This window comes from Kaistella yananensis, from assembly GCF_026107505.2.
GTDB lineage: Bacteria > Bacteroidota > Bacteroidia > Flavobacteriales > Weeksellaceae > Kaistella > Kaistella yananensis.
Window position 1 is genome coordinate 486,736 of record NZ_JAPCHZ010000002.1, and the last position, 26,430, is coordinate 513,165.

24 protein-coding genes are annotated in these 26,430 nt (G+C 40.4%); 4 read left to right on the forward strand and 20 right to left on the reverse strand.

All coding sequences use genetic code 11. From position 1 onward, the window contains the following. Positions 1-2: 2 nt before the first annotated feature. The 10 genes from OK344_RS06520 to OK344_RS06565 form a co-directional block, all read right to left on the reverse strand. Positions 3-1,001, reverse strand: coding sequence for a cation diffusion facilitator family transporter (locus tag OK344_RS06520; RefSeq protein WP_265144016.1), 999 nt, complete (start codon positions 999-1,001; stop codon positions 3-5). A 79-nt stretch (positions 1,002-1,080) separates the two neighbouring features. Continuing rightward, positions 1,081-2,073 (reverse strand): aspartate-semialdehyde dehydrogenase, encoded by a 993-nt coding sequence (locus tag OK344_RS06525; RefSeq protein ID WP_265144017.1) that lies wholly within the window; start codon positions 2,071-2,073, stop codon positions 1,081-1,083. 33 nt (positions 2,074-2,106) lie between these two features. After that, entirely contained in the window at positions 2,107-2,544 is a 438-nt protein-coding gene (locus OK344_RS06530) for a hypothetical protein (RefSeq protein ID WP_265144018.1), read from the reverse strand. Between the two features lie 94 nt (positions 2,545-2,638). Further along, positions 2,639-5,971: a TonB-dependent receptor gene (locus tag OK344_RS06535; protein ID WP_265144019.1), complete on the reverse strand. Its 3,333-nt coding sequence runs from the start codon at positions 5,969-5,971 to the stop codon at positions 2,639-2,641. A 214-nt stretch (positions 5,972-6,185) separates the two neighbouring features. Beyond that, positions 6,186-7,046: a carboxylating nicotinate-nucleotide diphosphorylase gene (gene nadC / locus OK344_RS06540; RefSeq protein WP_265144020.1), complete on the reverse strand. Its 861-nt coding sequence runs from the start codon at positions 7,044-7,046 to the stop codon at positions 6,186-6,188. A 38-nt stretch (positions 7,047-7,084) separates the two neighbouring features. Next, complete coding sequence (gene nadB / locus OK344_RS06545) at positions 7,085-8,659, reverse strand: L-aspartate oxidase (RefSeq protein ID WP_265144021.1); 1,575 nt, start codon at positions 8,657-8,659, stop codon at positions 7,085-7,087. Positions 8,660-8,665: 6 nt separating this feature from the next. After that, positions 8,666-9,289: an NAD(P)H-dependent oxidoreductase gene (locus OK344_RS06550; protein WP_265144022.1), complete on the reverse strand. Its 624-nt coding sequence runs from the start codon at positions 9,287-9,289 to the stop codon at positions 8,666-8,668. Positions 9,290-9,365: 76 nt separating this feature from the next. Continuing rightward, a complete protein-coding gene (gene rnhA / locus OK344_RS06555) occupies positions 9,366-9,842 on the reverse strand; it encodes a ribonuclease HI (RefSeq protein WP_265144118.1) in 477 nt (158 codons plus the stop codon). Positions 9,843-9,850: 8 nt separating this feature from the next. Further along, positions 9,851-11,440 (reverse strand): replicative DNA helicase, encoded by a 1,590-nt coding sequence (gene dnaB, locus OK344_RS06560; RefSeq protein WP_088468559.1) that lies wholly within the window; start codon positions 11,438-11,440, stop codon positions 9,851-9,853. Positions 11,441-11,577: 137 nt separating this feature from the next. After that, entirely contained in the window at positions 11,578-12,816 is a 1,239-nt protein-coding gene (locus tag OK344_RS06565) for an MFS transporter (protein ID WP_265144023.1), read from the reverse strand. A gap of 84 nt (positions 12,817-12,900) precedes the next feature. Here OK344_RS06565 and OK344_RS06570 point away from each other — a divergent pair, with 84 nt between their 5' ends. Beyond that, on the forward strand, positions 12,901-13,239 hold the full coding sequence (locus OK344_RS06570) for a DMT family transporter (protein ID WP_265144024.1): 339 nt from the start codon (positions 12,901-12,903) through the stop codon (positions 13,237-13,239). Between the two features lie 95 nt (positions 13,240-13,334). Here OK344_RS06570 and OK344_RS06575 read toward each other — a convergent pair whose 3' ends face one another. From OK344_RS06575 to OK344_RS06605, 7 genes are all read right to left on the reverse strand, one after another. Then, a complete protein-coding gene (locus OK344_RS06575; protein ID WP_265144025.1) occupies positions 13,335-14,291 on the reverse strand; it encodes a T9SS type A sorting domain-containing protein in 957 nt (318 codons plus the stop codon). Between the two features lie 211 nt (positions 14,292-14,502). Next, complete coding sequence (locus tag OK344_RS06580) at positions 14,503-16,002, reverse strand: GH3 auxin-responsive promoter family protein (protein WP_265144026.1); 1,500 nt, start codon at positions 16,000-16,002, stop codon at positions 14,503-14,505. 19 nt (positions 16,003-16,021) lie between these two features. After that, a complete protein-coding gene (locus OK344_RS06585; protein WP_265144027.1) occupies positions 16,022-16,609 on the reverse strand; it encodes a putative outer membrane beta-barrel protein in 588 nt (195 codons plus the stop codon). Then, positions 16,606-16,977: a transthyretin-like family protein gene (locus tag OK344_RS06590; protein ID WP_265144028.1), complete on the reverse strand. Its 372-nt coding sequence runs from the start codon at positions 16,975-16,977 to the stop codon at positions 16,606-16,608. Before OK344_RS06590 ends, OK344_RS06585 begins: the two co-directional genes overlap by 4 nt. A gap of 17 nt (positions 16,978-16,994) precedes the next feature. Next, entirely contained in the window at positions 16,995-17,597 is a 603-nt protein-coding gene (locus OK344_RS06595; protein WP_265144029.1) for a hypothetical protein, read from the reverse strand. Next, the gene (locus tag OK344_RS06600) at positions 17,594-17,971 is read right to left on the reverse strand and encodes a hypothetical protein (protein ID WP_265144030.1); all 378 of its coding nucleotides are present in this window, start codon (positions 17,969-17,971) and stop codon (positions 17,594-17,596) included. The genes OK344_RS06595 and OK344_RS06600 overlap by 4 nt, the downstream gene beginning before the upstream one ends. A gap of 75 nt (positions 17,972-18,046) precedes the next feature. After that, positions 18,047-18,475, reverse strand: a complete 429-nt coding sequence (locus tag OK344_RS06605) for a hypothetical protein (RefSeq protein ID WP_265144031.1) — start codon at positions 18,473-18,475, stop codon at positions 18,047-18,049. Between the two features lie 275 nt (positions 18,476-18,750). Between OK344_RS06605 and mfd the strand changes: the two genes are divergently transcribed. From mfd to pth, 3 genes are read left to right on the forward strand one after another with little or no spacing between them, the layout of a single operon-like run. After that, complete coding sequence (gene mfd, locus OK344_RS06610; RefSeq protein ID WP_265144032.1) at positions 18,751-22,131, forward strand: transcription-repair coupling factor; 3,381 nt, start codon at positions 18,751-18,753, stop codon at positions 22,129-22,131. Between the two features lie 57 nt (positions 22,132-22,188). Then, positions 22,189-23,088 (forward strand): hypothetical protein, encoded by a 900-nt coding sequence (locus OK344_RS06615; RefSeq protein WP_265144033.1) that lies wholly within the window; start codon positions 22,189-22,191, stop codon positions 23,086-23,088. Between the two features lie 5 nt (positions 23,089-23,093). Further along, entirely contained in the window at positions 23,094-23,657 is a 564-nt protein-coding gene (gene pth / locus OK344_RS06620) for an aminoacyl-tRNA hydrolase (RefSeq protein WP_265144034.1), read from the forward strand. Here the strand turns inward: pth and OK344_RS06625 are convergent. The 3 genes from OK344_RS06625 to OK344_RS06635 all read right to left on the reverse strand — a co-directional run bounded on the left by OK344_RS06625 (position 23,644) and on the right by OK344_RS06635 (position 26,428). Beyond that, complete coding sequence (locus tag OK344_RS06625) at positions 23,644-24,336, reverse strand: carbonic anhydrase (RefSeq protein WP_265144035.1); 693 nt, start codon at positions 24,334-24,336, stop codon at positions 23,644-23,646. The two genes, pth and OK344_RS06625, sit on opposite strands and share 14 nt — an antisense overlap. A gap of 31 nt (positions 24,337-24,367) precedes the next feature. Beyond that, positions 24,368-25,963, reverse strand: a complete 1,596-nt coding sequence (locus OK344_RS06630) for a SulP family inorganic anion transporter (protein WP_265144036.1) — start codon at positions 25,961-25,963, stop codon at positions 24,368-24,370. 171 nt (positions 25,964-26,134) lie between these two features. Continuing rightward, positions 26,135-26,428: a hypothetical protein gene (locus OK344_RS06635; protein WP_088468571.1), complete on the reverse strand. Its 294-nt coding sequence runs from the start codon at positions 26,426-26,428 to the stop codon at positions 26,135-26,137. Positions 26,429-26,430: the final 2 nt, after the last annotated feature.

Consider the following 26,430-nt stretch of genomic DNA (forward strand, 5'->3'; position numbering starts at 1 on the left):
AATTAGGTTGTAACATCATGTTTATCCACCTGCGAAATATTATTTTCGTTCCATACAATTTTCTTTACAAACGGCCGCTGACGAACCTGGCATTCGGAAAGCTGGCAGATTTCGCACGAAAAAGGCTTACAGTCATCCAGATGAAAATTAAATTCGATAGCCCTGCTGGAATTTTCTGAAATTAATTTATACGTTTCTTCCATTTCTTCATGCGCTTTTCGGAGTTCAAAATACCAGGGAAGCGTTAAATGGGCATCGATATGAAGACCGCTTCCGTGCTGCTGAATTCTGGTATTGTGAATGTCGATCCACTCGCGTTTTCTGTTTTCGTTTAAGATTTTAGCCATTTTGGAGAGCAATTCCTGATCGGCTTCATCCATGATTCCGCTCAAAGCTTTTCTAATAATTTTATAGCCAACAAACATGATATATCCCCCGAAAATAAGCGCAACAGCAGCGTCAATCCAGTAAATTTTCGTCAGATATACCAAAATTAAACTGATGACAACGCCTAAAGTGGTTAAAGTATCGCTCTGCAGGTGTTTTCCGGAGCTTTGAAGGACAAGGGAATTTTCCCGAATTCCTTTTTTTACCGAGATATAACCCATGAGATAGTTGATTACGGCGGTAACCGCAATAATGAGCATTCCCCAGTCGAGTTTTTTCGGGACATTACCGTGCAAAAGTGAATCAACCGCCTGAACAAGAATAATGATTCCGGCAAAAATAATCAGGGCGCCTTCGATTCCGGAAGTCACAAACTCCACTTTTCCGTGACCGTACGGATGATCGATGTCTTTGGGTTTTGCTGCGAGATAAAGCGAATACAGTCCCATGAATCCTGCAATGATGTTCACAATACTTTCCATGGCATCAGAAAATACAGCGTCGGAATTTGTAAGATGCCACGCTATTAATTTCCCGATAAACAGACCGATTCCGGCAATAGCTACGGTCTTCTGGAATGCGAAATTGGTTTTCGATGAATGTTGATTTTCCACAGCAGTGTTTGAGGGTTTTAATTAAAAATGTTTCAGGCGTCTAAGAATAAAAAAATGCTCACCTTAAGTGAGCATTATATTAAACCAAGTGATTTTTTAAGAGATATTCGGCAATCTGTACCGCGTTGGTGGCGGCGCCTTTGCGGAGATTGTCTGCAACAATCCACATATTAAGTGTGTTAGGTTGGGATCGGTCTCTGCGGATTCTTCCGACAAAAACCTCATCTTTTCCTTCCGAATACAGCGGCATAGGATAAATTTTGTTCGAAACATCATCCATGACCACAACTCCCGGAGTTTCCGAAAGGATTTTCCGTACTTCATCAAGATCGAAATCATTTTCAAACTCAATGTTTACACTTTCTGAATGCCCTCCCTGAACAGGAACACGCACCGCAGTTGCCGATAAATTAAAACTGTCGTCGCCCATGATTTTCTTAGGTTCAGTCATCAGTTTTATTTCTTCTTTGGTATAATCATCTTCAGCAAAAACATCGCATTGTGGAAGCGCGTTTTTGAAAATCTCGTATGGATACACCTTTTCTGTAGTATTGTCACCGCTGATTTCGGCATTAAGTTGATCTACCGCGTTTTTACCAGTACCGGTAACCGATTGGTAAGTTGAAACGATTACTCTTTTCAGATTGTATTTCAGATTCAGAGGATGCAGAACCATCACCAACTGTATTGTTGAGCAATTGGGGTTTGCAATAATTTTATCGTTTTTCGAAAGCTCAGACGCGTTGATTTCGGGAACAACCAGTTTTTTATCCTCCATCATTCTGAAAGCAGAAGAGTTGTCGATTACCGTAGTTCCTACTTCAGCGAACTTCGGTGCAAATTCCAGGGAAGTATTTCCGCCGGCAGAAAACAGCGCGATTTTTGGCTTCATATCGATGGCGGTCTGCATTGATACGATGGAATATTTGTTCCCTTTGAAACTGATCTTTTTACCGACCGATTTTTCAGATGCAACAGGAATTAATTCTGTAACCGGAAAGTTTCGTTCTTCTAAAACCTTCAACATAACTTGGCCTACCATTCCGGTAGCGCCCACAACTGCTATTTTCATTTTTTTATCTGATGGATGCTAATTAATAATAAATTACGCCACGAAAAGTCGGTGCCACTGAAATGCCCAAAGCATGAATGCAAGTGCAACGAATCCCATAATGACCCAACCCATTTTTAGTTTATCGTTGGTTTTGAATTTTTTATTTAGGATGGTTAACAGCACTGCAGCCACGATCATGGCGAAAGGATGCTCAACGTACGCATTTCTTGATGCAGAATCGCTCATCAGGGTTCCGGCTTCTGAAGCTGCTTTGAAACCTGGAGAGAAGAAAAACAACATTACCAGCCCGATTAATGCCTGAAGGTGGAAAAAAATCATCGTAAACAGTGTTGATTTTCTTAAAAGTTTAGAGATTTTACCTGAATATCCGAACATAGTCACAAGCAGTGCGACAACAAAAACAGCTGCCAAAAGCAGGATTAAATAAGCAAAACCACGGTGTGCCTGAAGCATGATGTTGAAATCCATAAATATTTTTTTATAATTTAACTGCAAATATAAAAAAAATCCCGACGATAAAGTCGGGATTAATATCAAATCTAAAGTTGATACTTTAGGTTTCTTAGAATGAATACTTCATACCGAACATTGCGGACCAAGTAGTAAATCTTGAACTTGCAGGTCTGTTAGGTGAAGTAACCAATTCATTACCGCTTCTTAACATCTGGAATGTTGGATTTGGAGATAATGCACCGGAACGGCCAAGGATTGCAGCACCGTAAGAGCTTACGTTTTGATCCTGAATTCCCCACTCAGAGTTCAGCATGTTGCCAAAGTTTAAGATATCCAAAGAAAGTTGAATTTTATCACCTTTCTGAACCATGTCAGTAAACAAGTTCTGAGTCAAACGTATATCAACACGGTTTAACCAAGGCATAAGGAATTCGTTTCTTGGTAAAATTTGTCCTCTGTAACCTTCGAGACCATTGTCTTTGATAAACTGGTCGAATGCTGCTCTCTGCTGATCTGCGGTAAACAGAACAGTAGTGTTTGCGCCACTTCCGGTTGTAATGTTAGCAAAGTTCATATCCGCGGTAGAGTTTGGAAGGTAAAGCAAGTCATTTGCAATTCCGTCTCCGTTCACGTCATTGGAATAGTAGTAAGAATATCTTCCCTGATGCGCACCGGAATAGTAAGCACCGATGGTAGTACCCGTTTTCTTGATCTCGTAAGTCACGTTTGCAACAACTCTGTGAGGAACTGCATAGTTAGAAATACTTAAGAAATCCTGGTTTGGAGAATCGATGGTTGGAGAACCTAACCAAGATGATGATGCATTAGATCCTGAGTTAGATGATACTTCTTCAGCTTTCGAATAGGTATAGAAGGCAGATCCTGAAAGTCCTTTCCATGGTCTCATCTGAGCTCCGAAAGTTGCAGAAAATGCATAACCCTTAGTGTCTGTATTCGTTAAGATGGTAGCACTGTTTGCTCCAATTGCTGAGTTATAGGTGTATGAGGCAGCATTAGGATAATAAACACGGTCCGCATAGGTCATTTTTTGTGTTGATGCTTTTCTGTTCGCCCCAAACTGGAATACTGCGTTGATATCTTTAGTGTAAAGAATATCAGTAGTAAGTGTTAAAACCGAGTTAGGCACTTTGTAATCGATACCTAAACTTGATCTCCACACAGAAGGCATTTTGAAGTCCTGATCAACAAGAGAGAAAGAAGAAGGCGCACCTGCTTTTGGACTGGTAATGAAAACGTTTTCAGCACCCGCCGGTACATTGTTAAGGTGGTAGTAAATATCCTGCGGCTGGAAGGTTATATTGTTAATCCATCCTGCAACTGCTGCATATGATCCCGGTTCGATGGTGTTCTGAAGTACACCTGCATTGGTTGGCATGTTGGTTAACCAAACAAAAGGTACACGCCCGGAAAATACACCACTTCCTCCTCGTACAGTAAGTGAGCGGTCGCCCAAAACATCATAATTGAAACCTACACGAGGGGAAATCATTACACGTGATTTTGGCCATGATCCAGAAGAGTATTTTGTAGGATTACCGTTTTTATCCAATAATTCCAGTGCGTCGATTGATGGGTTTGCTGTAAGATCGTTAAGATAGAACGGAAGTTCTGCTCTTACGCCCACCGTAAAGTTGAATTTATCGTTAAGCGCAATTCTGTCCTGAACGTAAGCTGATCCAAGACCGAAGTTTACTCTTGCGTAAGTGTCTTGGTTAGCATAAGGATAAGTAAGACCAAACATAATTGGTGCAACTTCGTTAGCAGTACCTGTTTTTAAGAAATCTGCTACCGATGCATATCGGTAATAACCGGTTCCCATACGGGTATATGAGTTACCAAATTTCTGCATTTCATAAGCAACACCTCCTGTTACTGTGTGTTTACCCGCATTATATGTAAGGTTATTAATGAAAGAGAAATTGTCATTCACTACATCATTCAGATAAGAAAAAAGTTCAGTACCAAAACTGATATAGTTACCTCCATTCGGAGAACCATCCCAGATGTCAACAAAAGGGAACAGGGTGTCTGAAGGGGTAGATCTTAAATCCTGAATTTTAGAATAGGTAAATAATAATTTATTTGAAAGGTTAGAGTTAAACGTTGAGTTTAATTCCGCAGTAAGTGAAGAAACTTTATTTTCAAATCCGTAGTTTCCGTTTTCGAAAGTCATTGCTCTGTCGCTTACACGGTTCCATGTCGAACGTGGTGATGGTCCAGAGTTGCCGTTTGCGACCTGCATTGATGTTCCGTTGAGGATGTTGTAACGGATTGCAAATTTATGCTGATCGTTGATGTTCCAGTCTAAACGTGCAAGAAATTTATCTCCCTTTTGTACCGCCTCGTTTGCATAACCCTGATATCTTCCCGGATCATAACCCCATCTGTTGATCAGGTGATTTCTTACTGCGATAAGATCAGATTCTTTTACCCTTGAAATATTGTTTGCCGGATCAGAAACTCCGTCTTGAGATGCTTTCCAAAGGTTAGCTCCAGATGCGTTGGCTCCTGTTTTTGTTTCTCTTTCAGCACTAATGAAGAAAAACAATTTATTTTGAACAATAGGTCCACCTACTGTAAAACCGTTGGTAACCTGTCCTCCCGAAACTTTTTCAATGTCTTTTCCGTTAATTTTCCATCCGTTCAGTTCTTTTCCGTTATAATAACCGTAAAGTGATCCGTGGAATTTATTAGTTCCGGATTTGGTAACTGCGTTAATACCAGCTCCGGTAAAACCAGACTGAGTAACATCAAAAGGAGCAATGTTTACACTGATTTCCTGAATTGCATCTAAAGAAATTGGTTGCGAATTACCACCTGGTAGCGGACTTGAACTTAAACCAAAACCATTGTTAAAGTTCGCACCGTCGATTTGAAGGTTGTTATAACGAGCATCTCTACCGGCAAACGAATTTCCGTTAGCCTGAGGGGTAAGTCTCGTAAATTCCGTTATGCTTCTGTTAGCTTGAGGTAAATCCTGGATTTGCTTCTGACCTACGTTGGTAGCAGCTCCTGTTTTGTTCACATTTGATCTACCGGCTGCCGTAATCATTACTTCTGCAATATCTGTAGTTTTGGTTTCACCTACAACAGAGTTTAATACAAAAGGTTGTCCTAATTCCAAATATACATCTTCATAAACTTGAGGCTGCTGTCCTGCGTAAGTGATTTCAACCCTGTACGGGCCTCCAACACGCATGTTTGGAAGGTTAAAGTTTCCGGAAGCATTGGCCTTAGCGGAGTAGGAGGTACCAGATGGCAAATGGGTTGCTTTAATAGTTGCACCTGAGCTCGCCTTACCATCAGCGGTGGTTACAATACCGGTCATGTTACTTGTAGTAACCTGCGCGTGCACAGTTCCATAGCCGCAAAAAGCGATAGCAGCGATAAGCACGGTCTTCTTTAAAGTTTTACTTTTCATAATAAAATTTAACTAATTTTAAATATATATTTTCGGCAAAAATCGTTAAAAAAAACGGAACTATTATTAATGAATTGTTAAATTTTAAATATTTGTTAACAAACCGCCTATTTGTCAGTATTACAGCGGGTTAAATTTTCTTTCATTGTCAAATTCAAAATATTATACATTGCGTAATATTTTAAAATTTCAGTAAAAAAAGAGAAATCGATAATTATTTTACCGCCTTCAGACTTAAGTCGATATTTTTCGCCGAATGGGTTAAAGCGCCTGCGGAAATAAAATCTACCCCAGTCGCCGCAACTTCTTTCAACATCTCGCGGGTGATTCCGCCCGACGCTTCAGTTTCACATTTTCCGTTGATGAGTTTTACAGCTTTTTTCATCTCATCAACTCCCATATTGTCGAGCATAATACGGTCAACACCGGATTTTAGAGCTTCCTCAACTTCCTGTAAATTTCTGGTTTCAACTTCGATCTTAAGCTTCTTTTTGTTGGCTTTTAGATAGTCTTTTGCCATTTTTACGGCATTGGTAATACTTCCGTTATAGTCGATGTGGTTGTCTTTAAGCATAATCATGTCGTAAAGCCCATATCGATGGTTGGTTCCGCCACCGATTGCAACTGCCCATTTTTCGCAAACACGGAAATTGGGAGTGGTTTTACGTGTGTCTAAGAGTTTGGTTTTGGTCCCTAGTAATCTCGAATCCCAGTCGTGGGTAAGAGTAGCAATTCCGCTCATGCGTTGCATACAGTTTAAAACTAATCTTTCCGTTGAAAGAATTGAGCGTGCACTTCCGGTTACGTAAAATGCAATGTCGCCGGCTTTTGCAGATGCACCATCCTTTATCATTACTTCAACTTTCAGGTTTTTGTCGAACTGTTTGAAGATAATTTCCGCCAATTCCACACCTGCCAGAATACAGTCTTCTTTTACCAAAAGTTTTGCTTTCTGTTCAAGATTTTCGGGAATTGTAGAGAGGGTAGAGTGGTCGCCATCGTGAATGTCTTCTTCGAGAGCAGATTTTATGAATTGTTTTAAGGCTTTATCGGTTACGTATGCAGGTCTTTTCATATTTTATTTTTTAAGGCTTTTGCCAGATTTTTACCAGTTTATACCAGGTCTTTATTATAAAATGCACCTTTGTTCTCTTTCATGGCAAGCGAATGTTTGATGATGAGGTAAGAGATATTCACCAGATTTCTTAGTTCCGAAAGCTGGGGCGACATGATTGAATAATTATAAAGTTCCGTAACGGCTTCATAGATTTCGCGCTGTTTTTTGCGGGCAAGTTCAAGACGTTCGTTGCTCCGTACGATACTCACAAGATCGCTCATCATTTCCTGAAGCTGGCGACGGAGATAAGAAACCAGCACCATTTCGTCCATCATCTTCATTCCTTCTTCATTCCACTCGGGTACGGCTTTTAAATCATCAAAATTAAAATCATTAATTTTCAGTAATTCTACAGTTTTTAAAGCGGCGTTATGACCGAAGACCACGCCTTCGAGTAATGAATTGGATGCCAGTCTGTTAGCTCCGTGAAGACCAGAATTGGTGCATTCGCCTACTGCAAATAAATTTTTGATTGAACTTTGACCGTCCATATCGATATCGATTCCACCCATCAGGTAATGGCAGGCCGGGACCACGGGAATTAACTGTTTGAAGGGATCAATGCCTTCGTTGAGGCATTTCTGGTAGATGTTTGGGAAATGTTCTTTGAATTTTTCCTGATCCATTTCGCGGCAGTCTAACCCTACATAATCGTCGCCCGAAATTTTTAACTCATTATCAATTGCTCTTGCAACAATGTCGCGGGAGGCCAGTTCTTCGCGTTCATCATATTTCTGCATGAATTTTTCGCCATCTTTGGTTCTGAGTTTTGCGCCGTCACCACGTACAGCCTCCGAAATCAGAAAGAGCATTCCGTCTCTTTTTGAATATAACGCGGTAGGATGAAACTGGTAATACTGCATATTCGAAACCCTGCCACGCGCCCTGTGAACGAACGCAATTCCGTCGCCTGTCGCGATTACAGGATTTGTAGTGTTTTTGTAAACATGTCCGGCGCCCCCTGTCGCAACAAGTGTAATTTTGGCGGTAATTTTCTTGATTTTTTTATTCTTTTCATCCAGAATATAGGCACCATAGCAGGAAATATCGTCGGTATTCAGTTCTTTTCCGGGGACATGATGTTGGGTAATTAAATCTACCACATAATGATGTGCCAGCATTTCGATGTTTTTCGACCGCTTTACTGTTTCCAGCAAGGCGCGCTCGATTTCTGCACCGGTTATATCTTTGTGATGAACGATGCGGTTTTCTGTATGACCGCCTTCGCGGCCCAGTTTGAAATCGCCATCTTTTTCCATATCGAAACGCGTTCCCCAATCCACGAGCTCCTGAAATCTCGCCGGTCCTTCTTTGATGACCATTTCTACCACATCGTGTTTATTTTCGCCATCTCCGGCACGCATGGTATCGTCGATATGTTTCTGGAAATTATCTTTGTCAAAATCGGTGACCACAGCAAGTCCGCCCTGCGCATATTTGGTATTGCTTTCGTCTTCATCGGCTTTGGTGACGATGGTGATTTGGGCTTCGGGCATTTTTTCTGAAACTTTTATCGCGTAAGAAAGCCCCGAAATTCCGGAACCAATGACGAGTACATCTGCTTTAATCATAGGTTTTTAAATAAATTTAAATAATTTTTCGTCGGGTTTGCGGACTTTTTTCAACCGCTGAAAATCATCGTCTTCTGAGCGGTAACCCAGAGCCAACGTAACTGCCACACCTTCTTTTTCAGTATCCAGACCCAGGATTTCTTCAATTAAATCTTTTTTGAAACCTTCCATCGGACAGGAATCTACTTCTTCCATCGCTGCGGCAAAAATTAAACTTCCCAGTACAATATACGACTGTTTATCGGCCCAGGCCTGTACATCCACATTACTTTCAGTATAGCTTTCAATATTTCTGCGGAATGGGCTGAGGTTTTCAACCGGAATTTCACGTACCTCAGAAATATGTCGGAAATATCCGTCAATATAACTTCTGTCCACCGTTTTTTTAGAAACGATTACGATTAATTTTGAACAGGAAGAAATCTGGGATGCATTGTGAAATGCGGGAAAGAGTTTTTCCAGCATTTCTTTACTTTCAACCACAAGAATTTTGTAAGGCTGCAGGCCCAGTGAACTTGCTGAAAGTTTGCCTGCCTGCAGAATATTCTGAAGAATCTGTGATGAAACCTCTTTCGAAGGATCGAATTTTTTTACTGAATATCTTTTTTGAAGTGCCTCTAAGTAATCCATTAAACAAAGATAGGAAAAGTAGGAAAACGGAAGCGTAACTTGTGGGAAAGTTAATCCGCGCGAGCGGTATTCAAATTTAAAAAAGTCCGCCGTTCTGTTGGCTCTCAAAATAGGTATCAGTTTCGAGCTGGTCCGATTGAGCGGCTTTCACGGCGAGTTGGTCGCAGATTTCGTTTTCGGGATGTCCGGCGTGGCCTTTTATCCAGTGAAAAGTGATTTTATGCGCTTTGAGAAGTGGCACCAGGCGTTTCCAAAGATCGGGATTTTTTACATTTTTAAAACCTTTTTTAATCCAGCCGAAAATCCATTTCTGGTTAATGGCATCAGCCACATATTTGCTGTCTGTATAAATATGAATGTCGTTTTCGGTAGATTTAAGTTTCTCCAAAGCGACAATTACGGCAAGCAGTTCCATGCGGTTATTTGTCGTGAGGCGGAAGCCTTTTGAAAATCGCTTTTCGTAGTTTTTTTCCGGAACTTTCATTACGATGCCGTAGCCGCCTTTCCCCGGATTGCCGCTGCAGGCACCGTCTGTAAAAATTTCGATTCTCAGGCTCATATTTAAAAATCGAAATCGTCATCATCATCCAAATCATTCATAGAAGAACCTGAAAGATTTTGGCTATTTGGTAAGTCGAACGCTGCGCCTGGATCGATGGTCGCTTTTATTTTTTCAAAACCGGTAGGTTCATCCTGCTGCCCGAAATTTGAGGGTTGATAGCCGTAACCGCTTCCAAACAGGTCGAGGTCGGCGAATTTTGCGATATTTTTGTAAAAAGACATTCTTACATCCGCAGTTGCACCATTACGGTGTTTTGCGATGATGAGTTCTGCCTGGTTTTCTGTGGAAGATTCGCCTCCGTCTTCATCGTTATCCCACGTGGTGATTTTATAATATTCCGGGCGGAAGATGAAGGAAACAATATCCGCATCCTGCTCAATCGCTCCGGATTCCCGAAGGTCAGAAAGCATCGGTCTCTTTCCGGGGCGGGTTTCCACACTTCTGGAGAGCTGCGAAAGTGCGATTACAGGAACGTTCAGTTCTTTTGCGATGGCTTTTAAGGATCTTGAAATGGTTGCAATTTCCTGCTCACGGTTTCCAGCGCCGCCTTTGCCTGAATTTGCAGTCATCAGCTGAAGATAATCGACCATGATGATTTTCACTCCGTGCTGCATTACCAGTCGCCTGCATTTTGCCCGGAAATCGAACACTGAAAGTGACGGTGTTTCGTCGATATATAAAGGTGCATTTTCGAGTTCTGATACGTTGGAGAACAGCCTTTGCCATTCTTCATCGCTCATCTGTCCTTTTCTTAATTTTTCTGATGAAATTCCGGTTTCTGAGGCAATCATCCTGGTAATTAACTGTACCGATGCCATCTCCAGAGAGAACAGCGCCATAGGAATTTTCTGCCCTACTGCGATATTTCTTGCCATGGAAAGCAGGAATGCAGTTTTACCCATCGCCGGACGTGCTGCAATGATAATTAAGTCTGAATTCTGCCAACCTCCGGTTTCTTTGTCGATATCTCTGAAACCCGATGGAATCCCCGAGATTCCTTCTTTGTCTTTCAGCGCTTTAATGGTGTCAATGGCCTGTTTTACCAAAGTATTTGCAGTGTCGAAACCTTTTTTAATGGTGCCGTTGGTGATTTCGAAGAAAGACTGTTCTGCTTTATCGAGAAGTTCGAAAACATCGGTAGATTCTTTGTAAGAGCTGTCGATTACGTTGGCTGAAACATTAATCAGACTTCTTAAGATAAATTTCTCGAGAATTACACGAACGTGATATTCGATATGCGCACTGGATGAAACGCCCATCGTTAAATCGATAATATAATGGTCGCCGCCGGCAAAACCAAGTTTTTCGGTTTTTTTGAGTTCCTGAATTACAGTCATCAAATCCACCGGATGGTTTCCTTCAAACAGTTTGAGGATTGCGCGGAAGATTTCCTGATGCCTTGGATCGTAAAAAACTTCCGGAGTGAGCAAATCGATGGAATAATCAAGGCCTTTCTTGTCAATAAGAAAAGTTCCGATAACAAGTCTTTCAAATTCTACTGCATTGGGCGGCATTTTGCCGTCGGAAATTGATAGTTCTTTTGCAAAATTACCGTGGATGAGTGACGATAATGTGTCCTTCTGTGTCATGGGACAAAGATAGAATTTTAATTATTTCGGAACCCGTATTGTGTAGAAGAAATGATAAAAATTCACAAACGACGCTGTCATCAACTTTAGCAGGAGTTTTCGGTGGTGTGGATAAATTTTGATAACTTTTTTAAGGTTTAATAATTCATTTTGCGGAGTTTAGGAACGGTAGCTCCTACAAGTAAAGCGATCAGTAAAGTCATGCTTCCGCCGAAAACCACCGAACGTACAACGCCTAAAAGTTTTGCTGCAAGGCCGCTTTCAAACTGTCCCATTTCGTTGCTCGACATGATGAAAATAGAATTTACACTTAAAACCCTCCCGCGTAAATGATCGGGAGTTTTCAGCTGTACAATGGTTCCGCGGATGACCACCGAGATCCCGTCTAACATCCCGCTGCAGACCAACAGGAAGAAAGAAAGCCAGTAAAGTTTCGAGAGGCCAAAACCAATAATACATACACCAAATCCTGCCACAGCGAGCAGTAGAATTTTTCCCTGATTTCTCTTTAGAGGCACAAAGGCAAGAAACGCAATAATGCACATGGCGCCGATATCGGAAGCGGCATTCAACAAACCGAAACCTTCAGAACCAACTTTAAGGATATCGGTCGCAAAAACCGGAATCATCGCAACTGCGCCGCCAAAAAGCACAGCAAACATGTCGAGACAAAGTGCGCCCAGAATTTCTTTGGTTTTATAAATGTAGGCGATTCCTTCGCGCATGCTCTGTACGACGCCAATTTCTCTTGCGGTATTTTCAGAAGGATGCTTTTTCAGCATCCAAAAGAACATTGAAGAAAAGATCATCAAGCCTAAAACCACCAAAATCGTCCCCGAAATATCAATCCAGTGGATAAGAAATCCGCCTATTGCGTGGCCTGCAACCGATGCAGTGAGAAATGTGCCCTGGTTAATGGTAATGGCATTTGGCAGGGTTTCTTTTGAAACAATTTTCGGGATCATAGAAGGAATAATCGGCCCCAAAAATGCGCGGCAAAATCCTGTGAAAAAAATCACCATGTAAATAAAATACGAGATTTCTTTGTTGCTGAAATGCAGGAGCTGATTTCCAAAAAATGCCGGAATAATCAACAGACTTATCAGGATTACATAAACATAATTACAGATGAGAAGAAGTTTTTTCTTTTCGGAATTATCGATGACATGTCCAGCGTATAGTGCAGTAGAAACTGCCGGGATCACTTCCGAAAGACCAATTAACCCGATAGCAAAAGGATCTTTGGTCAACTGATAAATCCACCAACCCATCAAAGTGGCTAACATTCTGAAAGACAGAACAAGAAAAAAACGGCCGGTCATTAAATTCCTGAATTCGGGAATTTGTAAAGTCTTAATGGGAGTGAGTGAAATCATGGTGCAAAAGTAATTTTTGATAACGAATTCTTTATGATACGTATGATTTTTTTCGATAAAAAATTAAAAATTTATCTTTGGCGCATGAACTGGATTATACTCATTATCGGTGGACTGTTTGAAACCGGATTTGCCTTATGCCTTGGGAAAGCCCAGGAAAGTACAGGAAAAGAAAGTTATTTTTGGTGGGCCGGGTTTATTGTTTCGCTTTTTATCAGCATGTTTTTGCTTTACAAAGCCATTTCATTTGGTGCGAACCCAATTCCGGTGGGAACAGCTTATGCCGTCTGGACAGGGATTGGTGCGGTGGGCGCGGTTTTTATGGGGATTTTTATTTTTAATGAACCTGTAAACTTCTGGCGCATGTTTTTTGTGTTCACTTTAATTGCGTCTGTGGTAGGGCTGAAGGTAGTGAGTAACTAATTAATCAATTTATTAAAAATTATTTTATAAAAATATCTGAAATCTCAAAAAAAAATCCGGACACAATGCCCGGATTAACTTTTTGCCTAAGTTTTTTATTTTTTAATGAATTTAGTGCTTAATGTTTTTCCGTTTGTCGTGGTTACATTTACAATGTAAATTCCCTTTGAAAGATTTGCAATATTCATTTTATCATTGCTGCTCTTTAAAACAATTCTTCCATCCGCAGAATATATTACTGCTGATTTTAGTTTTTCGTTTTTGGTGAAAATATAAAGTTCATCCGCTGTCTGGGTAACCATAATATCTCTAACAGTGCTGTAAGATTCGGTAGTTCCTAGATTGTTGTCGCCTTCTATAGAGAACGCTAATCCGTTAAATAAGGCATCAGAGGTAAGGGCACTGATGTTTGTCCAGTTTGTAGCTCCTGCTCCAAATGCGTTTGCAGGATCCACAAGTTTCGCAAATTCAGAATTAACTGCCCCTACCGACCAGTTCCATCTTTGGGAACTTATATAATCGGTAAGATTAAGTTTCGGTGCAAAAGCTACCCAATATTTGGTGTTGGCAGTGAGTTGAAGGGCAGAACCTAACGCTTCCACAACATCAATGTTATAAGCAAAGTAACCGGTTGCCGGTGTTGTTATGGTAAATGCGGTAGAAGCTTCAGTAAGATCAATTTTTGCGATATAAGGATTTGCATCTCCAGGAATACCGGCGGGTTTCCCTGCGTTGTCGGCATAAATGTACATTAAAAGTCCCCGGTTAAGGGTGGTAACCGTACCTGCATTTTGAAAACCAAGGAAAGAAAATGTTTTTACACCAGCATCACCGCTTAATATGAAATCGTCTGCAGCCATAACAAAGTTGCCGTTTGAGAGAACACTCGAAACAATACCGCTTCCTCCTGTAGCAACCTGTTCGTATAAAACCGACGCAGGTTTTTTTACATTTTGTAAAATATTTTGACTGGATGAAACAGCCGTAAGGCTTTGGGCGTTAGATAGTGAAAGGGACAAAAATGTTGCAGCTGCCAAGTAAAGTTTTTTCATTTTATAATTTTATAATTGAGTCGGTGAATATATAAAAATTATGTTAAATCAGAAGGCTTTTTTATCTCGTTTTAGCATGTTGCTGTAAGACAGAACATTGCTTTTTATCTACGCAAACAGATGAATGTTAAAGCACAGGATTAATAGCTAATCACTGTCTGGTTTGCGGTTAAATGTAAAGGTTTAAATGGTAATGAATTTTAACAGAACATTAAATTCTGAATTTACTTAAGAAATCCCCAATTTTCCGGTCGTTTGCGAGCCTCGGGATCTTATTTTGGCCACCAAGTTTCCCTTCAGATTTTGCGTAATCCTGAAAAGCATTTCTTTTTAATTTACTGATAATTAATGGTTTCAGAATGTTTCCTGAGATTAAATCGTCGTAATAAGTGTTGCGCTTGCGCATCTCAGCATCAAGGTTTTTTCGGAAATCTTCTATATTTTCAGGTTCTTTTTCAAACTCAATAAACCATTCGTGATAAGGCAGGCCTTCTGTAGGATTTACCTGTGGTGCAAGATGAAATTCGGTGATTTGTGCCGCAAATTTTTCCACCGTAGCTTTCATCGCTTCCTCCACTTCAAAAGCGATAACATGTTCGCCAAATGCTGAGGTGAAATGTTTGGTTCTTCCGGAAACTACTATTCTGTAAGGGTTTTTAGAAATAAAACGAACGACGTCGCCAATGGAATACGCCCAAAGCCCCGAATTCGTTGTTAAAATTAATGCGTAATCTTTATGAAGTTCAACGTCCTTTAAAGTAAGCCTTTTTGCGTCCGGTTTCCCGTATGCTTCCAGCGGAACAAATTCATAGAAAATGCCGTGATTGGTAAGAAGCAGCAATCCTTCGTGCTGATAATCATCCTGAAACGCAAAAAATCCCTCGCTCGCCGGAAAAGTCTGTATGGTATCAACTTCTTTGCCCAGAAGCTCCTTCATTTTTTCGCGGTATGGTTCGTAATTTACTCCTCCGGTGATAATGAGCTGTAGATTTGGGAAAAGTTCAGTGATTTTTTTGCCGTTGCGCTCAATCAGTTTTTCAAAATACATAATCAGCCATGGCGGGATGCCCGAAATTAAGGTCATGTTTTCTTTTTCGGTTTCCTTCACAATTTCGTCAACTTTGGTTTCCCAGTCTTCGATAAGGTTGGTTTTTAGGCTTGGCAAACGGTTTTTCTGAAGGTAATTCGGGATGTGATGGGCCACAATTCCGGAGAGGCGGCCGGTCTGGATTCCGTTGATTTCTTCTAATTCCGGACTTCCCTGAAGGAAAATCATCTTTCCGGAAACAAAATCCGAATTATTTTTTTGATTGATATAATGAAAAATCGCGCTTTGCGCTGCCGCAATTTGGTAAGGCATTCCTTCTTTTGAAATTGGGATGTATTTTGACCCGGAAGTTGTTCCTGAAGTTTTCGCAAAATATATGGGAGTGTCGGTCCAGAGAATATTTCGCTGGCCTTTTTTTACTTTTTCGATATAAGGTTTTAAGTCCTCATAATCTGCAATCCCCACATTTTTCCGGAAATCCGCAACCGTTTTTATGTTTTCAAACTGATGTTCCCTGCCAAACAAAGTTTTTTCGGCAGTTTTTACCAGAGAAATCAGGAGTTTTTCCTGATCTTCAACAGCGTTCTGCTTAAAGGTTTCGGTTTGTTTAACGTGTTTTTTTGCCCAGATTAAAGCAATTTTTTTCTTAATGAAATTCAGCATACCGCAAATTTAGATGTTTTTAGAAACAAATTCTTAAACCTAAAGATAAATTTAGCAATGTGGATTTGGAGTAGTATTTTTCAATTTTGTGATCATTCATTTCGGTAAAAGTGCTGAGGAAATAGAATCTTGGCCCCGCAACAAGCTGAAGGTTGTTGTTTTTCGTGAGGCCGTACATTGCTTTTGCGCCCACCAAAAAAGCGTTCCCACTTTCTGAAAAATTTTTTGTTCTGTAATTTGAATAACTTTTCAGCTTTGCGTAGCCGCCCCCGATGTTTCCTTCGAAACTTAATCTGTTATTGGCTTGGTATCGGTAAAGCGCGTAATAATCGAAAGTGGTAAACTGCGGACTGTGCAGATCGCCGAAAACGGAAACATCAGATACTTCGGAATAACTTTTATTGAATTCGATTCCCAAACCGATATTTTTTAAAAAAGTACCTGTAAATCCTACACCGAATCCGGTAAAAGTGTTGGTGCCCTCTGCAATAAAATTACTGCCTATTCCGGTTAATGTATTTCCTTTGAGTTCGAACGCAAATTTGTCGGTTTCCTGAGACAAACATATTCCGGAAAACAGGATGAAAATAAATATAAACCTCTTCATGGTTCGAGCACTATTTGTGGAAATTTAAAAGCAGTGTTTTTCGCCGGAAGAATGATGGATAAAGAATCGTAATCAAGTCTGCATTCCGGATCACTGGAACTGAATGAAATAATTTTCCGGTTTAGAAACAAGGTCTTTTCTTTCGTAGTTCCAGGGCCGCCAAGCTTGAAGTTTCCCGAAGCATCGGTGTGGGTTTCGGAGATCAAAATATCCTCCGCATATAGTTTTACGGGAATGTTTGCCATGTTTGGTGAAATCTTTCCTTCAGCGTAAATTCTGGAATTACTCACATATTCGGGTTGGCAGCCATTTGGTGACATCAGAAATGTGATGGGCAAAACAGCAGAAAAAATAAAACGTTGTATCATATCGTGGTTTTTTGAAGCTAGAAATTATAGCGGTAACCTAAGCTCAGGCTCAGAAATGTGGAGCGGCTGTAGTATTTCTGAATCTGCGGATTTTCATTGTAAACATTTCCATAATAGAAATTTGCCTTTAAGGCCGCAAAAACCTGCTGAGGTCCGTCTAAAGTATAAATCGCTTTTCCGCCCAGATTAAAACCCATTGCATGATCTTTCAGTTTTTCGCTTTTGTCCAGATAAAGGTTCGTGTAACGGTAATAACTGAAACCTGCCATTTCCTCCACCATAAAATCTTCCGAAATGTTTTCGCGGTGCGTTAGAAAGACATCAAACACCGTCATTCTGGGTGAGCCTAAATTGCCATACAGATTTTGGGAGCCATATTTCACGTTCGAAAAAAGTTCGCTGTAATCCAGACCGACGCCAAAATTAATCGGCGTCATAAGATTTCCGCCAAATCCGAATCCGTAAAACGGCTGAAGATCTTTGGCGAGTGAGTTGTTTCCCAAAGGTTTCATCGCCAAAACCTTCACATCAATATTGGAAACCACATCCAGCCCTTTCCTTTTTTTCTGTCCATGTGCAGTAGTTGAAACCAGTATCATTAAAACAATAAATATTTTCATTTCTCCAATACAATTTCGTTAAACTTAATGTAAGTAATTCCCGCCGGAACGCGGATTTTAAATCCGTCGGAGGAAATTTGAAGGCCAGTTTTATCAGTGCTGAAAGTTTTAATTTTTTCGGTAGAAACAATGTCGAATCCATTTTTTCCTATCGGTCCCGAAAGTTTAAAGTTTCCGTCCGATGGCAACATGGCTTCTGCAACAATGGTGCTTTCGCTGCTGATTTTCAGGAGAAATTTATTGTAATCAACAGTCGCCGAAATCACTTTTCCTTCCACATAAGCGCGTGGGTTGTCCTGCGAATCGCTTCTGCAGCTCAGCAACAGTAAGGCGATGAAAAGCATTGCTGTGCTTGGTTTCAAATAAATTTTCATCAGCATATTTTTTGTGAAAATACGAAAACTGCCTCAATTATCTTGAGGCAGTGTCGGTTTTATATGAAGTTTAGTTTACCTTACCGCATTGGCTGTCCAGGTTTTTCCATTAGCGGTATATAAAATTTTAAGGTCTTTGTTATCGATTCTGATATAAGATGTTGCAGAAGATCCCACCATTACCAGGGTATTGTCACCGGTTTTTTCAAATTCAACACCATTTAGATCTGGAATTCCGTCAGAAAATCTGAAATTGTACTTTGTGCCACTTGCGATTTTGGTTACAAAAACACTACCGTTGTCTTTTGAAATAGATGTGGTGCCATCGTTATAAGAGATGCTTCCGTTGTAGGTTCCTGCAAAAAAATCATTGTCTGCAGGATCATCATCGCGGCTGCAAGAGCTGAGTGAAATTAAAGAAAATAATAAAACGAAAAGGCCTACAAACCTGAACGAATTTCTGAAATGTGAACTTTTGTTGTTGTTCTGAACTGATAATTTCATAATAATATTTTTAATGTTAATGTTTTTCAGGTTTTCAAACATTATGCCAGCGATTCATAATCGTTTTCTTTTAACTTTTATTGGCATTGTTCTGCTTAAACGCTGTAGAAATGATATTTTATGGGTTTAAAAATTAACTTTTCTATAAAAGTGTAGTGGTTAGATTTTCAGAAATATACCTTAAATTTGTGTCCTCAGAACGGTTTCGGAATTTTCCCGGAATCGTTTTCGCCGTTTGTTTTTTTTACGAAACGGTTTAAATTTTTAATTAAAGAATGCAGTTAAAAGCCATACACGAAACCTTTCTTCCCGATATGTTGCGAAACGAATTTGGGAAAGAAATTTTTAAAAATATAGAAACTCACCAACATATCTCCGTGAAAGGGTTTGCGGGTTCGTCGCCCTCAGTTTTTGCGGCGGAGCTGTTTCTCACACAGAAAAAAACGATTCTTTTTATCATTGAAGATAAAGAAGAAGCGCTTTATGTAACATCGGAAATGGAAGATCTTCTGGGGAAAGAAAACGTACTTTATTTTCCCGCAACGCATTTGGAGCCTTACCAGATCGAGAAAACCCAGAACGCAAACCTGGTTTTAAGAACCGAAGTGCTCAACAAGCTGAATTCAGCGAAAAAGCCTAAAGTAATCGTCGCAGGTTTCTCGGCTTTGTCGGAAAAAGTCCTGAAAAAGGAAGATTTTAAGGCGATTTCTCATCAGATTAAAGTAGGTGAAAGTCTGGATTTTGATTTTACTGAAGAACTTTTGCAGCAGTTCAATTTTAACCTGACAGATTTCGTTTCCGAGCCAGGCGAATTCTCTGTTCGCGGCGGAATTGTGGATGTATTTTCCTATTCAAACGAAGAGCCTTACCGCATTTCTTTTTTCGGAAATGAGATTGAAAGCATCAAAACATTTAACATCGAAACGCAGCTCACCAATGGAAAAGTGAACGAATTTCAGTTGGTTTCAAACATGAATTTCGCGGTCTCCGGAACGAAAGTTTCTCTTTTTGAACTTTTGCCGAAAGACAGTTTTGTGGTTTCTAAGAATGCGTTTTTAGGTCTGAAGAAAAACCGGGATTTCTATGCCAAGGCAGAAGAAAAATTCGCAGCGCTGAACACGGAAATCAAACACAGAACGCCGGCAGAACTATTTGTGAATGATGAGGATTTGCTGAAGGATTATCAAAAATTCAGAACCATAGATTTTACTTTGGAAAATTTGAAGATTACGGATGATTTTTCTGTTCAGCTCAATCAAACGCCGCAACCGACTTTTCATAAAAACTTTGAACTTCTTATTGAAGATTTGGTTGAAAAACGGGATTCTAATTACGATATCTGGATTTCTTTCTCCACCGAAAAGCAAAAAGAAAGGCTTGAGTCGATCTTTGAAGAACTGGGAAGTTTCAGTTCCGAACAGAAGGAAATTCCGTTTAAATCTTTCAAATCTGAACTTCATGAAGGTTTTGTAGATTTCGACCATAAAATTTCGGTCTATACGGATCACCAGATTTTTGACCGTTACCAAAGATTCAAAGCAAAAAACACGTTTGCCAAATCTGAACAGTTGACCCTGAAGGATTTAATGCAGATGAAAGTGGGCGATTACATCACGCATATCGACCATGGAATCGGGAAATTCATGGGTTTGGTAAAAGTGAACAACAACGGGAAAGTTCAGGAATGTTTCAAATTGGTTTATAAAAACGGCGATTTACTTTATGTTTCGATTCATTCGCTCCATAAAATTTCAAAATATAATGGCCCTGAAGGTCGCGAAATTGTTTTAAGCAAACTCGGTTCACCTGCCTGGAAATCTTTAAAACAGAAAACAAAAGCTAAAGTAAAACAGATTGCTTTCGACCTGATAAGACTTTACGCACAACGGAAAACAGCGAAAGGTTTTGCTTTTACTCCCGATTCTTATCTTCAAAATGAGCTGGAAGCGAGTTTTATCTACGAAGATACTCCCGATCAGGAAAAAGCCACGCTGGATGTGAAAAAAGATATGGAAAACGATACGGTGATGGACCGTTTGGTTTGTGGTGATGTAGGTTTCGGGAAAACAGAAATTGCAGTAAGAGCTGCTTTCAAAGCGGCAACTGACGGGAAACAGGTTGCGATTTTGGTTCCAACCACGATTTTGGCATTTCAGCATTACCGCAGTTTTAAAGAAAGGTTAAAGGATTTTCCGGTAAATATTTCTTACATGAACCGCTTCCGCACCGCCAAACAGAAATCTGAAACGCTGAAAGGTCTTGAAGAAGGCAAAATCGATATTGTAATCGGGACGCATCAGTTGGTGGGGAGTTCAGTAAAATTTAAAGATTTAGGACTTTTAATCATCGATGAAGAACATAAGTTTGGGGTTTCGGTAAAAGATAAACTCAAGACCCTGAAAAATAATATCGATACGCTTACTTTAACGGCCACACCAATTCCGAGGACCTTACAGTTTTCTTTGATGGCCGCACGAGATTTATCCGTTATTAAAACCCCGCCGCCAAACCGTCAGCCAGTTGAAACGAGTATTATCGGTTTCAGCGAGGAAGTGATTCGGGATGCTGTATCTTACGAAATTCAGCGTGACGGGCAGGTGTATTTCATCAACAACAGAATCGAAAATCTTAAAGATATTGCAGGGCTTATTCAAAGGTTGGTTCCGGATGCAAAAGTAATAACCGGTCACGGACAGATGGAAGGAAAGCAGCTTGAACGCAATGTTCTGGATTTTATGGAAGGAAAATACGATGTGCTGGTTTCCACAACGATTGTAGAAAGTGGCGTGGACGTTCCGAATGCAAACACCATTTTCATTAATGATGCGCAACGTTTCGGGATGGCAGATTTGCACCAGATGCGCGGCAGAGTTGGCCGAAGCAACAGGAAAGCTTTCTGTTACCTTATCACGCCGCCGTTCGATATGATGACTTCTGATGCAAGAAAAAGACTGGAAGCGATCGAGCAGTTTTCGGATCTTGGTAGTGGATTTCAGATTGCAATGAAAGATCTGGAAATCCGTGGCGCAGGTGATTTGTTGGGCGGTGAGCAGAGTGGTTTCATTAACGAAATGGGCTTTGACACGTACCAGAAAATTATGCAGGAAGCCCTTGAAGAATTACAGAACGATGAAGAATTTAGTGAACTGTTTGAAAATGAAGAAGACCGTAAAAAACTCTTCAAATCCAACAAAGAAGTAAATATCGATACAGATCTGGAATTGATGCTGCCCGATTCTTATGTACAGAGTATCGAAGAGCGGCTTTCTCTTTATCAGAAACTTGCAGAAATTCAGAATAAAGAAGATCTTCAGAAATTTGAAAATGAACTTACCGACCGTTTTGGGAAACTGCCTTCAGAAGCTAAAAATCTTTTGAAATCTGTAGAATTAAAATGGATTGCAGCCGAGATCGGTTTCGATAAAATCGTGGTGAAAAACGGAGTGTTTCTGGGTTATTTTCCGCCAAATCCTCAGGATAAGTTTTACCAGAGTGATAAATTCAGGCATATTATTTCGTATTTAAGTCAGAATCCGAAAGATGCTACTTTAAAAGAAAAACATTCAGCCGACAGCAACCAGCTGATGATGCGCAAAGAAAATGTGCAGCACGTGGATGAGGTGAATACGGTTTTAGAAAGAATTCTTGGGAAATAAAACTTTCGAAAACGCATTTCGAAAAAAAGGTTACTTTTGTTAAAATTAATTAGATAGATGAAAAAAATATTACATCTTTTTACTTTCCTCATTGGCTTGACTATTTTATTTTCATGTGAATCAAGCCGGGCTGAAAATGGCGATCTTCTCAACGGGATCAACGGGACGGAATCCGGACCCGGATCTGGGGGCGGAGCATCAAACGATAAAGTTCTAAAAAAAGTAACGTCAACTGATAGTGATGGGATTTCATCTGTAATTAATTATAATTATACTGCCGGTAAGCTTACTACTGTGAAAGTTGAAAGTGATGGAAAAACGGATGATTATACATTGTCTTATGAAAATAATGTGCTTTCCCAGCTGAAGATTGTGCAAAATGAAGGCACAACAGAGCTTATCACAACATTAAATATTACTTACAACGGTGGTAATGTTGCGAAAGCTTCAGGAAATACTGAAAGTGGAGGAACTGTGCTGATGAAAAATGATACCAATTTTACCTATGACAGTACAGGTAAATTAAAAAAAGCGAACACGATATTGTCGGGCGAGGATCCCGAAAATCCGGGAACATATCAACCTGCAACCACTATGGTGAGCGATTTGCTTTTTGCGGGTAATAATCTGTCCCAGTGGAAAATGACAATGACCAACCTGGCACCTCCGCCAATTGTAATTCCACCGGTAGTTATTGTGGCTAATTTAAGTAATTACGAAACCAACAAAAATCCTTTTGCAACACTTCCGATAGAATTTACCGTTGTGTCAGGTCATTTTATGACGGGCACCAACTCATTTACAGGATTGTCCATGAATAATTACAGGTCTACAACCGTTAATACTTCCGAGGGATCATACTCTACAAATTATGCTTATACTTACGACAGTGCGGGTTACCCAACCAAAGCTGTTTCCGCTGAAGGAACACTCACTTTCGAATATACAAAACTTTAATTCTAATGAAATACCTTATCGTCGGACTCGGCAACAAAGGAGATGAATATACAGAAACCCGGCATAATGTCGGGTTTAAAGTTGCTGATAAAATCGCAGAAACCATTGATGCTCCGTTTAAATCATCCAACTTTGGCTTAGTTGCCGAAGGCAAATACAAAGGCAGAAAAGTCTTTATCCTGAAACCGGATACCTACATGAATCTTTCCGGGAATGCGGTAAAATTCTGGCTTCAGAAAGAAAATATCCCTTTAGAGAATTTAATGATTATTACTGATGATCTTGCTTTGCCTTTCGGGACTTTAAGAATGAAAATGAAAGGCTCCGATGCCGGTCACAATGGATTGAAAAGTATTCAGGAGCAGCTTCAGACTCAGAATTATCCGCGGTTGCGTTTTGGGATTTCTGCAGATTTCTCCGAAGGGAAGCAGGTAGATTATGTTCTTGGAAAATGGGAAGGTGAGGAAAAAGAAAAACTTCCCGAAAGAATCGAGAAGTTTTCTAAAGCGTGTCTGTCTTTTGTTTTCGCGGGAATACAGAATACGATGACTGCTTTTAACGGGAAATAGCCATTTCGCCAGTTTGCGCTTCCATTTCTGCGTTCTTAGTGTCGTCCAGCCAAGTTACCACGCCGCTATCAACGCAGTAATTTGCACCCACAATTTTAATTTTTCCGTCTTTTTCCAGTTGATTTAGCGTCGTACTCTGGTGACGGATATCCTGCATGGTTTTCTGGATATTGCAAACATTCAGTCTTTCCAGAAGATCGCTGTTTGATGACGACCGCTCTTCGCCTTCTTTAATCAAACCGTCGATACAGCCCTGGAAATGGCCTACAAGGTGGTTAAGGTTTTCCATGCCCATTCCTTCAATATTTTGTGCGTCCAAACCGCCTTTCAGCGCGCCGCATTTCGTATGACCGAGGACCACTACCAATTTGGAACCTGCGACATTACAGCCAAATTCCATGGAACCCAAAATGTCTTTATTTACGAAGTTTCCGGCAATTCTTACGCTGAAAATATCGCCTAAACCCTGATCAAAAATCAGTTCCGCAGAAGTACGGCTGTCGATACAACTCAAAATTACGGCAAAAGGCCACTGCCCTGCACGGGTATCATTCACCTGCTCCAGAAGATTTCTGTTGATTTTCAGGTTCTGTACAAATCGCTGGTTTCCTTCTTTCAGGAATTTAAGTGCTTTTTCCGGTGTTGTTGTAGATTGTGTTTCTAAAGTATGTGCTTTCATTTGATTTTTTGTTTAAAGTTTATAATTAAAATTACATTGCTCTTCTGTGGGCAATAATGATGTGTGAATCTTCGTCATCTGCATATTCCTGATAAGAGGTTTTAAAGCCGATAAGCCGCACTTCAATATTCTCTTCCTTTGCACGGATGTTGGCAAACTCCTGAATCATCTCAAGAATATCGGTCGCGATATAAGAAGTTGATCTTGCATCAATACAGACCTGAGAGTTGGGTTTGATGTTTTTAAGTGTTTTCTTAATGGCCGCTTTGTTGAGGAATGAAACCTCTTCCGCAAGTTTTATATTAATTTCGTCAGCATCGTCAAGCTCTTCGCGGCTCAGATAGTAAGCTCGTTTCATATTTCCCTGAAGGATATAGAAGACCGAAATTAATAATCCAATTCCCACACCCTTCAGTAGATCAAGCGAGACTACTGCGATTACTGTCGCGATGAAAGGGATAAACTGGTATTTTCCTTTGTGCCAGAAATGCATCATCGTTGCCGGTTTCGCAAGTTTGTACCCAACCAAGATCAAGACCGCAGCTAATGTAGCCAGCGGGATTAAGTTCAGGATAAACGGAATGGTAAGTACACAGATTAATAGCAGTGCGCCATGAATTACAGTTGACAGTTTGGAAGTGGCGCCGGCACTTGCATTGGCAGAACTTCTTACGACCACCGAGGTCATGGGTAAACCGCCGATTGCTGAAGAAATCAGATTGCCTATTCCCTGAGCACGGAGTTCCAGATTGGTATCGGTAATTCTTCTTTTCGAATCTAAACGATCGGAAGCTTCAATACAAAGCAATGTTTCTATAGACGCGACAATAGCGATTGTTGCGCCAACAATCCATACTTTCGGATTCAGGAAACCCTGAAGCTCAGGAAAAACGATCATGTTTTTAAAATCTGCCACACTTTGGGGAACCGGAAGAGAAACCAAATGTTCAGCACCAATCGCAAGATTACTGCCGGTAACCGTGAAAATATAATTCAGCAGAATTCCTGTGCCTACAGCAACCAAAGCTCCGGGAATCATTTTCAGTTTTTTCAGCGCCGGAATTTTATCCCACGCCAGAAGAATTCCTATGGAAACCAGGGTTACAATTACAGCACCCGGATGAACTCCGGCTAAAAGTTCAGAAAAATAATTCGGATTAAATCCATTGGCAAAAAGGGTCTCATTGCCTTCAAAATCTTTATCGTATCCCAATGCATGGGGAATCTGTGTTAAAATAATAATGATCCCGATACCCGCCAGCATTCCTTCGATTACGTTAGTTGGGAAGTAATTTGAAATACTTCCGGCGCGGATAAATCCTAAAATAAGCTGAAGAATTCCGGCAATAATTCCTGCACAAAGAAAGAGTTCAAATGCACCCAAATCCGTAATTGCGGTGAGTACAATCGCCGTTAATCCCGCAGCCGGGCCGGAAACTGAAATGTTGGAATTGCTGAGTGAACCTACAACCAAACCACCGATGATTCCCGCAATAATTCCTGAAAGTGGTGGTGCTCCGGATGCAAGTGCAATCCCCAGACATAATGGGAGTGCAACCAAAAATACGACGAGCCCTGAAGGAAAATTTTCTCTTATTCCTGCGTATATTGAAAGTGTTTTTTTCATTTTTTTGAAAGTTTTGCTGTTGGTTTTGCGCACATTTCTGCACTCGGTTTCGCATCTGAAACCAACTGTACTTGTGAACGTAGCTACAGCGTATAGAATTTAATTTTTTTAGACAGTACAGCTTGCCACACTTATAAAAAGCACGGTATATCCACTGTAAATTTTAAAAAATTAAGCTTCCGGAGGCGGAGAAAATATCGTAAGAAAAGGAGAAAGATGAACGGAATCATCTGCACAGATAAAGGATCTGTTCGATCGGTCTGTTTCGAAAAACTTCAGGAAATCATGTACATTAAGAGTTCCCGGAATGGTTTTTTCGTTGATAACTAAGGGGGAATGTTGGGTTTCTTCTTCGGAAATCACCATGTTGGTTGCCGGTAAATCCCAATCGAAAAACGTGGCAATACTAGGTAAGGCCATGAAATTCAAAAATACCGTCAATGTTATGATGCTCCAAAGTTTCATAT

Excerpts from the sequence above, each read along its gene's own strand:
- OK344_RS06525 (WP_265144017.1), bottom strand. The coding sequence starts at position 2,073 with ATGAAAATAGCAGTTGTGGGCGCTACCGGAATGGTAGGCCAAGTTATG.
- OK344_RS06530 (WP_265144018.1), bottom strand. The coding sequence starts at position 2,544 with ATGGATTTCAACATCATGCTTCAGGCACACCGTGGTTTTGCTTATTTA.
- OK344_RS06535 (WP_265144019.1), bottom strand. The coding sequence starts at position 5,971 with ATGAAAAGTAAAACTTTAAAGAAGACCGTGCTTATCGCTGCTATCGCT.
- nadC (WP_265144020.1), bottom strand. The coding sequence starts at position 7,046 with ATGAAAAGACCTGCATACGTAACCGATAAAGCCTTAAAACAATTCATA.
- nadB (WP_265144021.1), bottom strand. The coding sequence starts at position 8,659 with ATGATTAAAGCAGATGTACTCGTCATTGGTTCCGGAATTTCGGGGCTT.
- OK344_RS06550 (WP_265144022.1), bottom strand. The coding sequence starts at position 9,289 with ATGGATTACTTAGAGGCACTTCAAAAAAGATATTCAGTAAAAAAATTC.
- dnaB (WP_088468559.1), bottom strand. The coding sequence starts at position 11,440 with ATGACACAGAAGGACACATTATCGTCACTCATCCACGGTAATTTTGCA.
- OK344_RS06565 (WP_265144023.1), bottom strand. The coding sequence starts at position 12,816 with ATGATTTCACTCACTCCCATTAAGACTTTACAAATTCCCGAATTCAGG.
- OK344_RS06570 (WP_265144024.1), top strand. The coding sequence starts at position 12,901 with ATGAACTGGATTATACTCATTATCGGTGGACTGTTTGAAACCGGATTT.
- OK344_RS06575 (WP_265144025.1), bottom strand. The coding sequence starts at position 14,291 with ATGAAAAAACTTTACTTGGCAGCTGCAACATTTTTGTCCCTTTCACTA.
- OK344_RS06580 (WP_265144026.1), bottom strand. The coding sequence starts at position 16,002 with ATGCTGAATTTCATTAAGAAAAAAATTGCTTTAATCTGGGCAAAAAAA.
- OK344_RS06585 (WP_265144027.1), bottom strand. The coding sequence starts at position 16,609 with ATGAAGAGGTTTATATTTATTTTCATCCTGTTTTCCGGAATATGTTTG.
- OK344_RS06590 (WP_265144028.1), bottom strand. The coding sequence starts at position 16,977 with ATGATACAACGTTTTATTTTTTCTGCTGTTTTGCCCATCACATTTCTG.
- OK344_RS06595 (WP_265144029.1), bottom strand. The coding sequence starts at position 17,597 with ATGAAAATATTTATTGTTTTAATGATACTGGTTTCAACTACTGCACAT.
- OK344_RS06600 (WP_265144030.1), bottom strand. The coding sequence starts at position 17,971 with ATGAAAATTTATTTGAAACCAAGCACAGCAATGCTTTTCATCGCCTTA.
- OK344_RS06605 (WP_265144031.1), bottom strand. The coding sequence starts at position 18,475 with ATGAAATTATCAGTTCAGAACAACAACAAAAGTTCACATTTCAGAAAT.
- mfd (WP_265144032.1), top strand. The coding sequence starts at position 18,751 with ATGCAGTTAAAAGCCATACACGAAACCTTTCTTCCCGATATGTTGCGA.
- OK344_RS06615 (WP_265144033.1), top strand. The coding sequence starts at position 22,189 with ATGAAAAAAATATTACATCTTTTTACTTTCCTCATTGGCTTGACTATT.
- pth (WP_265144034.1), top strand. The coding sequence starts at position 23,094 with ATGAAATACCTTATCGTCGGACTCGGCAACAAAGGAGATGAATATACA.
- OK344_RS06625 (WP_265144035.1), bottom strand. The coding sequence starts at position 24,336 with ATGAAAGCACATACTTTAGAAACACAATCTACAACAACACCGGAAAAA.
- OK344_RS06630 (WP_265144036.1), bottom strand. The coding sequence starts at position 25,963 with ATGAAAAAAACACTTTCAATATACGCAGGAATAAGAGAAAATTTTCCT.
- OK344_RS06635 (WP_088468571.1), bottom strand. The coding sequence starts at position 26,428 with ATGAAACTTTGGAGCATCATAACATTGACGGTATTTTTGAATTTCATG.